The organism is Megamonas hypermegale, from assembly GCF_900187035.1.
GTDB classification, from domain to species: Bacteria; Bacillota; Negativicutes; order Selenomonadales; family Selenomonadaceae; genus Megamonas; species Megamonas hypermegale.
The window spans coordinates 1597226-1609349 of the sequence record NZ_LT906446.1; the positions used below are offsets into that span (position 1 = coordinate 1597226).

The window sequence follows — 12124 nt, forward strand, 5'->3', positions numbered from 1 at the left end:
ACTTTCTTAATGCAAGTTTCAATTAAATGGCTTAAAGATTATATAGATTTCACAGAAACTCCGGAACAACTTGCCGATAAACTCACTATGGCTGGCATACCGGTAGAAAATATCATCGACCCAGGTGAAGGCTTAGAAAAAGTCGTTACTGGTCGCATTGAAAAATTAGAACCACATCAAAACTCCGACCATTTACAAATATGTACTATGAATGTCGGCTTAAAAGAAAATATCATCATTGTAACTGGTGCTCAGAACGTTGCTGAAGGTCAAATCGTTCCTGTAGCTATGGTTGGCGCTCACTTACCAAACGGCATGAAAATTTCCAAAGGAAAACTTCGTGGCGTTGTATCTAACGGTATGCTTTGCTCTGCACAGGAATTAAAACTCGACCTTGAAAAATTACCACCAGAACAAAAAACTGGTATCTTCATTTTACCTAGCGATACACCTGTTGGCATTCCTGCTAAAGAAGTATTAGGTTTAAATGATGTTGTTTTAGAATTTGAACTCACTGCTAACCGTGCTGATTGCTTCAGCGTTGTTGGACTTGTTCGTGAAATTGCTGCAATAACTGGCAATAAACCACATTTCCCTGAAATAAAAGTTACAGAAGACGATGAAACTAAACTCGGCGATATCTTCTCCGTAGAAATTGCTGACCCAGATTTATGCTCTCGCTTCTCCACACGTATGCTTAAAAATGTAAAAATTGGTCCATCTCCTGAATGGATGCAACAACGTCTCGAAGGTGCTGGCATTCGTTCCATCAATAACGTTGTCGATGTAACTAACTTCGTCATGATTGAACTCGGTCATCCTATGCACGCTTACGATTATGACCATATCGCTGGTAAAAAATTAATCGCTCGCCGTGCTGTTGATGGTGAAGAACTTCATACACTCGATGATACATCTCGCAAAGCTAAAGGCGAAATGCTCGTAATTGCAGATACTGAAAAAGCTGCTGGACTTGCTGGTATCATGGGCGGTTTTGAAACAGAAATCACTGATACAACAACTACTGTCGTATTAGAATCCGCTGATTTTTATGGTCCATGTATCCGCCGTACTGCTCGCGCTTGCGGTTTATCCTCCGAAGCATCTGGCAGATTTGAACGCGGTATCGATAGCGAAACTACTATTAAAGCACTCGATAGAGCAGCTCAATTACTCCAAGAAATGGGAGCTTGCACAGTTTGCCAAGGAATTGTAGACGTATATCCAAATCCAAAACAACCTGCTTACGTTACATTCACAACAGAACAAATCAACAAACATCTCGGCACTGATATTCCTAAACAAACTATGATTGATATCATCACAAGTGTTGGCTTTGAAATCACTAAAGATGAAAATGATGAAATCACAGTTAAAGTTCCATCTTGGAGAAATGATGTAAGTCGCATGGCTGATATCTCCGAAGAAATCGCTCGCTTATACGGCTTTGATAAAATTGCTTCCACTTTACCAAGCGGAGCATCTATGCAAGGCAGTCAATCAGATAAACAAACTTTCATCGATAAAGTAAAAGCTTCTTTATCTGCACAAGGTCTTTGCGAAACTATTTCTTTTGCTTTAACTAATGAAGCAACTTTTGATAAATTAAACGTTCCAAAAGATGATATGCTTCGCCAAGCCATTCCAATCATGAATCCACTTTCCGATGAATATCCTCTCGTTCGCACTACTTTACTCAGCAGTATCTTCGATAATTTATCCCGCAACTTAGCTCGTAAAAATGATAATGTAGCAATTTTTGAAGTTGGTACAGTCTTCTATCCTAAAGCACTCCCTGTTACTGAATTACCAAACGAAGTAGTTAAAATTGCTGGTGCAATTACAGGTCGCCGCCATGCTCATATTTGGAACCAACCCAATGATATGGTTGATTTCTATGACGTAAAAGGCATCATCGAAGAATTATTTGCTGACCTTCGCGTTACTCGCTACACTGTTGAAGCTGGCACACATTACGCTATGCACCCTGGTAAAACTGCATTATTCAAAAAAGGTCGTGATGTACTCGCTACAATAGGTGAAGTTCATCCAGCAGTATTAGCTAACTACGGTATTTCTAAACCAGTTTACATCTTTGAACTCGATGCTAAAACTGTCATGAAATACATGGCTAAAGATTTCAAATACAAATCCTTACCAAAATATCCAGCAATGACTCGTGACCTCGCTATGCTCGTTGCCACTGATATCAACTCCGCTGATATTGAAAAAGCTATGACAAAAGCAGCAGGTCAAAACCTCGTTCAAATAACTTTATTTGACGTTTACACTGGAAAACAAGTTGAAGCTGGCAAGAAGAGCTTGGCATTCTCCTTAACATTCCAATCCAATGATAAAACATTGACAGATGCAGAAGTTAATACAGCTATCGAAAAAATTGTAGCTAAATTACAAAAAGATTTTGACGCTGACCTTCGCGCATAAATATATATTTACGCAAAAAACACCTTGAATTTAAGTTCAAGGTGTTTTTTATATCTTATTTAAATTTCTTTATTGTTTATCTTTGTGATTAACTCTTTCATTTTACATTCTATTTTATTGATGACAGCTAAAAAAGTAGCATCATCTTTGCCCGTAGGGTCATCAAGTCCCCAAACTTCGCGGTATTTACATTTAATCGCAGGACACGCTACATTACAACCCATAGTGATTACAACATCAATTTCTGGCAAATCCTGTAATAATTTTGGTTTTTGTACTCTTGTTATATCACCATAGCCTAAAGAATTCATAATGCGAACTGCATCAGGATTTATTTGATTTTTTAATTGTGTTCCAGCTGAAAAAGCTTCAATAATTCCTTTTCCCATTTTTCTAGCTACGGCTTCTGCCATCTGCGACCTACAAGCATTATGCACACAAATAAATGCTACTTTTAACAAAAAATCATCTCCTAACTTTATTTAAAATACCAAATTAAAGATATATCCTACAAAAATAATCCCTATGCTCACAATACCAATGAATAAAAATAATAATTTTCTCTGCAATACTTGACTGAGCATAATGAGTGATGGAAGTGATAGCGCTGTTATCGCCATCATCAAAGCTAAAATTGTACCAGCTGGTACACCTACTAAGTATAAAGCTTCAGCTATTGGTAAAGTTCCAAATATATCTGCATAAATAGGTACACCAATCACTGTAGCCAAAATAACGGCAAATGGATTGTTATTGCCTAAAATAGTTAAAATAAATTCTTGTGGTATCCAATTATGAATTAATGCACCTATTAAAACGCCAAGCAATACATACGGAAATACTTTTTTGACTATGATTTTAGTATCATTTAACGCATAATTTAATCTCTGTCTTTGATTAAAATATTCTGACTCAGAGTAAAAATCTCTAATTGCTCCATCATATTTTTTCAAATATCGTTCAACTTTCATCATAGCTAAAACTTTACCGCCAACAACAGCTAATATAATTCCTACAACTGTATAAAAAATAGCAAATTCAGGACCAAAAAACGACATCAACATAAGCATAGATGCCACATCTACCATAGGTGAAGATATTAAAAAAGAAAAAGTCATGCCCACAGGTAAACCCGCTCTAGTAAAACCTATAAAAATAGGCACGCTAGAACAAGAGCAAAATGGCGTTACAGTTCCAAGTAATGCTGCAATTATATTTCCTGTAAAACCATCAAAATGTGTCAAAATTCGCTTTGTTTTTTCTGGTGGAAAATACGACTGAATATATGATATCAAATAAATTAAAGTCACTAATAAAATAGTTATCTTTATCGTATCATAAAAGAAAAAATGAGCACTTGACCACCAATTTGAATTTTGGTCTGCGTTAAAATAATTTATTAATACATACCAAACGGCTTCACTCAGCCACTTCATCCCCAATATCTGTTCAATGAAAAAATCAAACATCATATCACCTCATATCAAAAATTTTTGATATATTTATTATATCAAAAAAAATTGATATGACAATACTTATTTTATTTATCAAACAAAGTTTTTATCATATTTTCACTTAAAACATTCTGCAAAGTTTCCATATTAATGCTATAAAAATTCCATTTACCTTTAGATTTTACATTGATTAAACTTGCTTCCAATAATAATTTTAAATGATATGATAATTTGCTTTGTGCTATGGTAAACTTTTCCATTAATTTACATACACAAATTTCTTCATGTATTGCTATTTCCTGTAAAATATTTAAACGCGTTTCATCTGATAAAGCTTTAAAAATTTTTATATAAATTATCTTTTCCATTAACAAAACCCCTCATTTTTTACTATATATCTATTCTATTTTTTTTATACTTTGCTATAATAATTTATATTATAATAATATGTAAATAATTTATAAAGGAGGTTTTAACGATGAAATACGTCATTATGGGTTCAGGCGGAACGGGCGCTAGTATCGGTGGCTTTCTTGCTAATAATAAACATGATGTCACACTTATTGCTCGCGGTAATCATTTAAAAGCTATTCGTCAACATGGTCTTATTCTTCATTCTGATAAAATAGGCGAAACAAAATTAAATGATATAAAAGCCATAACAACTGATGAATATATCACCTCTGGCGAAAAACCAGATGTGATTTTCGTTGCTGTAAAAGGTTATTCTATTGATGAAATCATACCGTTTTTACAAAAAATTTCTGACGCTCATACAATCATCATCCCTATATTAAATATTTACGGTACAGGCCAATATCTGGCTAAAAAACTACCTAAAACAAATGTTCTCGAAGGTTGTATTTACATCGTTGCTTATATTTCTGCTCCTGGAGAAATCACTCAATCCGGTGATATTTTTCGGATTGTATATGGTACACGTGGTCCTTCACCATTAAAACCACAATTAGAAAAAATAAAACAGGACTTAGAAAATAGCAATATTAAGGTTGTAGTGTCTGAACAAATCGCTGATGATACATTTCGCAAATTTACTTTTGTTTCTCCTTTTGCCGCTGCTGGTGCGTACTATAATATCACGGCAGGCACAATGCAACAAAAAGGCAAACAGCAGGATTTATTCATGGCTCTCACTAAAGACTGTATGAACATTGCTAATGCTTACGATATAAAACTGCCTGCTGATATCATGGATATCAATTTAAAAATCTTACAAGCTGTAACACCAGACACGACAGCTTCCATGCAAAAAGATTTAGCTAAAAATCATCAAAGCGAAATTGATGGTTTAATTTTTGAAATAGTTCGCATGGCAAAAGCTAAAAATATAACTGTTCCTGCATATGAAAAAGTAGCTTTACACTTTGGTTTTAAAATTTAATAAATAATAAGTAAAGGATAATTTATCATGATAGAAATATTCGTCTTATTCTTAGTAGGTATTGGTGTTGGTACTTTTGGTACACTCGTTGGTATCGGTGGTGGGCTCATTATGATACCACTATTTACATTCGCTTTAACACCATCTGTTTTCCAAACAGCTCCACAAATTATCGGCACATCTTTATTTGGTGTATTCTTAAATGCCATTTCTGGTACATTCGCTTATGTCAAACAAAAACGTGTTTATTTTAAAGCAGCTATTCCATTTGCTATCGCTACATTGCCAGGTGCTTTTTTAGGCAGTCTTGTCAGCGATTATTTCACAGGTCCATCTTTTAGCTTAGCTTATGGTATTTTTATCTTATTTATAGCTGTCATCATGTATTGGAATTCTTCTAATAAAAAAGTCATTGCTAATGAATTTAATGAAAAATTATTTCAATCTCGAAAAAAACTCGGTATTATTTTAAGTGGTTTTGTTGGTTTCATTTCCAGTATCTTCGGCATTGGCGGTGGCGTTATCCATGTTCCAACAATGATTTATGCTCTGTCTTTTCCACCACATATGGCTACAGCTACTTCACATTTTGTACTTGCTGTATCTTCCTTTTTTGGTGTAATTTCTCATATTATGCTTAATCATGTTGTTTGGGTTCCAGCATTATCTGTTGGTATCGGTGCTGTTATTGGGGCTCAAATCGGTGCTAGATTATCTCGTAAAACTCGCCCTCGCAGTATTATTTTACTTTTATGTTTAGCCCTCTTTCTCTTAGGCATTCGCATGATTGTTGAAAGTAAATTATTATTCTAAAACTCACTAAAAAGATGTTATTTATTGCAATTTTAAATAACATCTTTTTTATTTTCATTTAAAATTATGTATTCTTAAAGCATTTGTGATACAATAACATTTGAAATTTATATATAAAGGAGAATGAATTTTGCGTTTAAGAAGAAAACCTTGGATAGATGAAGCTATCTTTGATTTTAGCGATTTTGTATACACTAAAGGCAATAGCCCCTCTGAAGAAATGAAAGGTCATTGGCAAGAAGTCTTCAATCGCCCTGCACCACTTTATGTTGAACTCGGTACAGGTAAAGGCGATTTTATCAGCCAAACTGCTTTAAAACATCCTGATGTCAATTTTATCGGTATTGAATTACAACAAGATGTTTTATACTATGCTGCTAAAAAAGTAAAAGAACTTGGCCTTTCTAATGTTCGTTTAATGGTATTTAATATCGAACAAATTGAAAATATCTTTGCTGAAGATGAAGTTGACCGTTTTTATATTAATTTTTGTGACCCATGGCCAAAGGCACGCCATGCTAAAAGACGTCTTACTTATATCAGTTTCTTAGAAAAATATCGCCGTCTTTTAAAAAATAATGGAGAATTATTTTTCAAAACAGATAACCGCCCACTATTTGATTTTTCACTAGAACAATTTAATCTTGCTAATTTAAAAGTTAACGCTGTGACTTTTGATTTACACAACAGTGAATATCAAGCTGAAAATATCATGACAGAATATGAACGTAAATTTAGTGGTTTCGGTGAAAAAATTAATCGCTGTGAAGTAACTTTTACCAAATAAACTCAAAGGTTTCTGTTTAAATGAAAAAACAACGTCGATTTTGGATAAATGATATGGAAGCTCTTACATATATCATGTTTATCCTCATCATTATCGGTACTATAAATATATGTAGTGCTAGTCTTATAACAGCTTATACCGATTTTGAAAATCCCTATTATTTTTTAACACGACATCTCATAAGTATTCTCGTTGGTCTTGTTGCTTTTGCCGCTTCTAGTCGATTTAACTACAAGCGATTATCTCATCCTAATTGGCAAATGGGACTTATTGCTATCACAATTCTATCTTTAGCAGCAGTATTACTCTTTGGTATCACAGTAAACGGTTCAAGACGCTGGCTACCACTTGGTTTTATGCAATTCCAACCTTCTGAACTTGCTAAAATCGTAACTATAATTATCAGTTCATCTTATCTTGGCAGATGTCTTGATAAAAAATTACCAATTACGATTGACCCTCGCAAAAATATAGTATTTATAGTTTGTTTAGTTATTGCAGGCTTTGTTGAAGCTCAACCTGATATGGGAACTGCTATGATTATCTTAGGCATTCCAATTGCCTTATATTTCATTGCTGGTTTAGATAAAAAATGGATGGGCATTATTTGTGGTGTAGGTGCTATTTTATTAGCTTTTTTAGCTACATTTCAACCTTATCGACTTGACCGCTTAAAAAGTTATTGGGACCCTTGGTCTCGCGCACAAGATGATGGATATCAGATTGTACAATCGATTTTAGCTATTGGCTCTGGCGAATTTTCTGGCATGGGATTAGGTCATGGATTCAGTAAATATTCCTATTTACCTGAATCACACACTGACTTTGCTTTTGCTGTACTTTGTCAAGAAATGGGCTTTATCGGTGCTTTAGTCATGTTCTTTTTATTAATTGCCATGGCTTTTTATTTTATAAAAATAGCCTTACACACTAAAGATAATTTTGGCAAAATGCTCGTATGTGGCATCATGCTTTTAATTGTTGGTCAAGCTGCCGCTAATATGGCTATGGTAGTTGGTCTTTTACCTGTAATCGGCTTTCCACTTCCATTTATCAGTTATGGCGGGACATCACTCATCTTGAACATGACCAGTATGGGACTAGTTTTAAGTGTAAATCGTCACAATAAAACGACACAAACAAATTCTGGAAATAATACTGTTTATACAAAAAAATAAAAAACAAAAACCTCTATAATACAACGCGTATTGCAGAGGTTCTTTTTTTATAAATTTCAATAATATCATTTTTCTAGAGAAAGTAAAAAGCGATTAACACATCTTCATGTTAATCGCTTTTCAATTAGTATACTGTGTATACAACTAAATCCCTCTTTATTCAATTTTTTGTTGCAATTTCTTCCCTTAAGTTAGAAGTCCTTGCTGTATTTTTCAGTCAGCTAACGTGTGCAATATGCATCTAGTTTCAATATAAGATATCTTAGAATAAATTAAAATCTAAAATTATCTAACCTACCAACCTTAAATACCTAATATACATTCATTCGAACATATATCATACATTTTAAATACCATTTCTTCTAGATACAAAACATATATCTAAATTACTTTTGATATTTTTGCTTTTGCAAAGCTTTTTTTTGTAACGTTACTTTTTAATGCGCATAAGAATGAAAATTTGTTGTTGCTATTAATGTTCACTGCCTCGTTATGCTTCTAACGATGCCTCTCCTAGGCTTGCTTTCTTCAACAGCTTGACATATCCCAAGTACAGTTCACACTAAGGCTTTCTGTAACTTCTTCTATAGTCGGCCACATCCTTTCGAATGCATAAAAAATAATTTTTTTCGGGTTCCTCTGTACAATATATATTGCTCATTCTCCCTAAAAATTACTTTCTTAGCAACCCTTGTGCATTTCCCCTTTGCTGATTAAATTATACCATATATTTAATCAAATTGCAATAATCTAACTATTCATTTTTTAATTTTATTATAATAAAATTAAATATATTTATAACAAAGTGTCTACTAAAACTCTATAGTAGACACTTTCGAACAATATAATTTTTATTAACGTTGAAAAAAGTTATATAATTCTCTAACCATGATAAGTGATGATGTTGCACCTGGGTCTTGATGTCCAATACTGCGAATACCAAGATAACTTGCACGACCCTTACTAGCAGATATAGTGCGTGTATAATCAGCACCTTCTTTAGCCGCACGAGAAGCTTCACCAAGACATTGAAATAATGTCATATCTTTTTCTTTACCTTTTACGAATACTTCATATACAGGTAATAATACATCTAACATAGTTTTTTCGCCTGGTTTAACGCGTCCACGTTTTTTTATAGCTTCAATTGCTTCGCCTAATACCTTAATTACAGAATCAATTGTAAATGAAGTATTTTCATCACATGCTTTAGATGCACGATTAAATGCTGCTGCATAAAGTGGACCAGCAGCTCCGCCTACATTTTCAGAAAAAGCTGTTCCTATAGCTTTTAATACTTTTGATGGATTTCCATCATCATTCATATTTTCGATATCTTCTAATGCTGCTGTAAAGCCAATAGCCATATTATTTCCATGGTCTCCATCACCAATAGCTTTATCCAACATATTTAAATAATCTTTTTGTGAGATTATAGCTTTTGCAATATGTTCTACTGCATCCTTTAATCTTGTCATACGACAATCCTCCTAAATGTTTTCTATAAATTAAAGCTATTTCAACAATAGCTTTAATTAATCTCTATATATAGATTTATTCTATCATATATTATCAATACTGTGTATAGCCTAACTAGAAAATTTAGTAAAACGAAACAATCTTTTCTTATTTTTTTCTTTAAAAATAATCATAAACAAAATAAAGCTCAACAAATTTGTCTTTTTATAATGAAACGCATATAATAAATTTATACTTCTTATCATACATCTTAATGAAAGGATAAAATATTATCATCATGCGTATTGGTCATATAAATTATTTAAATTGTTTACCACTTACCTATACTTTTTCCGAAACTGAACATCAAGATTTTTCTATTATAAAGGATGTTCCTGCTAAATTAAATGCAGCTGTTATTCAAGGAAAATTAAATGTAAGCCCTGTATCTTCCATCGTTTATGCTCAAAATTTTGACAAATTACTCATCTTACCAGATGTAAGTATCATGGCTGATGGCGATGTTCAAAGTATTATACTCGTTAGTAAAAAACCAATTGAACAACTTCATAAAGAAAAAATTTTACTAACAGCTCAGTCAGCTACTTCACATCGTCTGTTAAAAATTATCATGAACAAATCTTATCATGTTCAACCAATATATGAGATTGAAGCACTATCACCAAATAATATTTTTTCTACATCAGATGCTAGTGCAGCTCTTTTTATTGGTGATGATGCCTTATACTTAAAATATCATCAACAAAAAGATTATTATTATTATGATTTAGGTCGTGAATGGAAAAAATTAACTGGTCTTTGCATGGTTTATGCTGTATGGGTAGTTAGTCGTGAATTCGCCAAAAATCACCACGATGACACAATGAAAGTTCAGCAATTTATTACCAATGGTTTTAAAAATGGATTTAAGCATATCGATGATGCTATAACAAAATTAACTTCTGATAAACCATTCACTTATCAACAACTTTATGAATACATGCATGTAATTCAATGGAAATTAAATTCTGAACAAATACAAGCTTTATCTTTATTTTATCAATATGCTTACGAATTAAATCTAATAGACAAAATGCCACAAATAAATATTTTTGCATAAAAAAAGACTGTAACAAGTGAACTGCACCCCAAAAGTTGGACAAAAAAACAACTTTTGGAGGTGCAGTTTTTTTATGACTAAATACTCAAATGAATTTAAAGTTAAAGCAATTAAAATGGTTTTAAAAGGAGATTCTATTTCTCATGTAGCTAAAATTCTAAACATGCCAAACACAGCTTCTCTTCGTAGATGGATATTTCATTATGAAAATGGTGGCATCTCACAACTTCTTCATAAAAATCGTAAATATACTCCTATCTTTAAGCAAAAAGTTATTGAATATAAATGGCTACATCATTTATCATTAAATCAAACAGCAGCCAAATTTTCCATTCCTAATACTGGTACAATTTCTACATGGGAAAAGTTGTATAGTTCTTATGGATTTTCTGGCTTAATTTCTAAGAAACGAGGTAGACCATCTATGAAAAAATCTAAAAACAAACTTAACAAACCTAAAAAAGAACTTTCTTATGTTGAACAATTGGAACAAGAAGTTTATCAATTAAGGATGGAAAATGACTTATTAAAAAAGTGGCATGCCTTAATGAAGCAATGGGAAAAGGAAGGAAGACACTAGTTTTAGTAATTGCTAAATTAAGGAAAAAATATACTCTAAAAGCCCTATTAAACTATACAAAATTAGCTAAAAGCACATATTATGATGCATTAAAAAAATTATCAAAAGAAGACAAATATAAAGGATTAAAAACATTAATTCATAATATTTGTAATAAAAATCATGGAAGATATGGATATAGAAGAGTAACTTTGCAGCTGCATAAACAAGGAATAAAAGTCAATCATAAAGTAGTTATGAGATTAATGAAAGAAGAAAATTTAACATGCAAAGTAAGAGCAAAGAAATATAAATCGTATAGAGGGCAAGAAGGGAAAATAGCTAAAAATATATTAAATAGAAATTTCAAAGCAGAAAAACCAAACGAAAAATGGGCAACAGATGTAACAGAATTTGCATTATGTAATGAAAAAATATATTTATCACCAATAATAGATTTATATAACGGAGAAATAATAAGTTATAAAATATCGAAAAGACCAATACTAAAGCAAGTATTAGATATGGTAAAAGATGCAACAAGAAAGATAAAAGAAACAAAAGGAATAATTCTACATTCAGACCAAGGATGGCAGTATCAGAATAGAAGATATCAGGAGTTATTAAAAGAAAAAGGCATTATCCAAAGCATGAGCCGAAAAGGAAATTGCTTAGATAATGCCGTAATAGAAAATTTCTTTGGTTTGCTAAAAAGCGAATTGTTTTATTTAAAAAAATTTAAATCCGTTGAAGATTTTATAAAAGAGTTAAAATCTTATATAAAATATTATAATACAAAACGGATAAAGATAAAACTAAAAGGACTTAGTCCCGTAGAATACAGAACTAAGTCTCAATTAATAGCTTAATTAATATGTCCAATATTTTGGGTGCATATCACAAGAAAA

At 32.3% G+C, this 12124-nt stretch carries 11 protein-coding genes; 7 read left to right on the forward strand and 4 right to left on the reverse strand.

Features of this window, described 5'->3' with window-relative positions; translation table 11 throughout:
• Positions 1-9 precede the first annotated feature (9 nt).
• Positions 10-2445 (forward strand): phenylalanine--tRNA ligase subunit beta, encoded by a 2436-nt coding sequence (gene pheT / locus CKV65_RS07740; protein WP_027890223.1) that lies wholly within the window; start codon positions 10-12, stop codon positions 2443-2445.
• 59 nt (positions 2446-2504) lie between these two features.
• Here pheT and CKV65_RS07745 read toward each other — a convergent pair whose 3' ends face one another.
• The 3 genes from CKV65_RS07745 to CKV65_RS07755 form a co-directional block, all read right to left on the reverse strand.
• A complete protein-coding gene (locus CKV65_RS07745; RefSeq protein WP_027890222.1) occupies positions 2505-2906 on the reverse strand; it encodes an arsenate reductase ArsC in 402 nt (133 codons plus the stop codon).
• A 21-nt stretch (positions 2907-2927) separates the two neighbouring features.
• Entirely contained in the window at positions 2928-3917 is a 990-nt protein-coding gene (locus CKV65_RS07750) for a permease (protein ID WP_269457062.1), read from the reverse strand.
• A gap of 68 nt (positions 3918-3985) precedes the next feature.
• The gene (locus CKV65_RS07755) at positions 3986-4267 is read right to left on the reverse strand and encodes an ArsR/SmtB family transcription factor (protein ID WP_027890220.1); all 282 of its coding nucleotides are present in this window, start codon (positions 4265-4267) and stop codon (positions 3986-3988) included.
• A 110-nt stretch (positions 4268-4377) separates the two neighbouring features.
• Between CKV65_RS07755 and CKV65_RS07760 the strand changes: the two genes are divergently transcribed.
• The 4 genes from CKV65_RS07760 to CKV65_RS07775 all read left to right on the forward strand — a co-directional run bounded on the left by CKV65_RS07760 (position 4378) and on the right by CKV65_RS07775 (position 8079).
• Complete coding sequence (locus CKV65_RS07760; RefSeq protein WP_027890219.1) at positions 4378-5301, forward strand: ketopantoate reductase family protein; 924 nt, start codon at positions 4378-4380, stop codon at positions 5299-5301.
• Between the two features lie 27 nt (positions 5302-5328).
• Entirely contained in the window at positions 5329-6114 is a 786-nt protein-coding gene (locus CKV65_RS07765) for a sulfite exporter TauE/SafE family protein (protein ID WP_081654854.1), read from the forward strand.
• 130 nt (positions 6115-6244) lie between these two features.
• Positions 6245-6901: a tRNA (guanosine(46)-N7)-methyltransferase TrmB gene (trmB, locus tag CKV65_RS07770; RefSeq protein WP_027890217.1), complete on the forward strand. Its 657-nt coding sequence runs from the start codon at positions 6245-6247 to the stop codon at positions 6899-6901.
• 20 nt (positions 6902-6921) lie between these two features.
• A complete protein-coding gene (locus CKV65_RS07775; RefSeq protein ID WP_036254717.1) occupies positions 6922-8079 on the forward strand; it encodes an FtsW/RodA/SpoVE family cell cycle protein in 1158 nt (385 codons plus the stop codon).
• An 854-nt stretch (positions 8080-8933) separates the two neighbouring features.
• Here CKV65_RS07775 and dhaL read toward each other — a convergent pair.
• Positions 8934-9557 (reverse strand): dihydroxyacetone kinase subunit DhaL, encoded by a 624-nt coding sequence (gene dhaL / locus CKV65_RS07780; RefSeq protein ID WP_027890216.1) that lies wholly within the window; start codon positions 9555-9557, stop codon positions 8934-8936.
• A 278-nt stretch (positions 9558-9835) separates the two neighbouring features.
• Here dhaL and CKV65_RS07785 point away from each other — a divergent pair, with 278 nt between their 5' ends.
• Together CKV65_RS07785 and CKV65_RS07795 are read left to right on the forward strand one after the other, a co-directional pair.
• Positions 9836-10657, forward strand: a complete 822-nt coding sequence (locus tag CKV65_RS07785) for a menaquinone biosynthetic enzyme MqnA/MqnD family protein (protein WP_036254713.1) — start codon at positions 9836-9838, stop codon at positions 10655-10657.
• Between the two features lie 73 nt (positions 10658-10730).
• A protein-coding gene (locus CKV65_RS07795; RefSeq protein WP_423250137.1) for an IS3 family transposase occupies positions 10731-12085 on the forward strand; the annotation gives its coding sequence in 2 pieces (ribosomal slippage) (positions 10731-11225 and positions 11228-12085; 1353 coding nt in all).
• Positions 12086-12124 lie beyond the last annotated feature (39 nt).

Excerpts from the sequence above, each read along its gene's own strand:
- pheT (WP_027890223.1), top strand. The coding sequence starts at position 10 with ATGCAAGTTTCAATTAAATGGCTTAAAGATTATATAGATTTCACAGAA.
- CKV65_RS07750 (WP_269457062.1), bottom strand. The coding sequence starts at position 3,917 with ATGATGTTTGATTTTTTCATTGAACAGATATTGGGGATGAAGTGGCTG.
- CKV65_RS07755 (WP_027890220.1), bottom strand. The coding sequence starts at position 4,267 with ATGGAAAAGATAATTTATATAAAAATTTTTAAAGCTTTATCAGATGAA.
- CKV65_RS07760 (WP_027890219.1), top strand. The coding sequence starts at position 4,378 with ATGAAATACGTCATTATGGGTTCAGGCGGAACGGGCGCTAGTATCGGT.
- CKV65_RS07765 (WP_081654854.1), top strand. The coding sequence starts at position 5,329 with ATGATAGAAATATTCGTCTTATTCTTAGTAGGTATTGGTGTTGGTACT.
- CKV65_RS07775 (WP_036254717.1), top strand. The coding sequence starts at position 6,922 with ATGAAAAAACAACGTCGATTTTGGATAAATGATATGGAAGCTCTTACA.
- dhaL (WP_027890216.1), bottom strand. The coding sequence starts at position 9,557 with ATGACAAGATTAAAGGATGCAGTAGAACATATTGCAAAAGCTATAATC.
- CKV65_RS07785 (WP_036254713.1), top strand. The coding sequence starts at position 9,836 with ATGCGTATTGGTCATATAAATTATTTAAATTGTTTACCACTTACCTAT.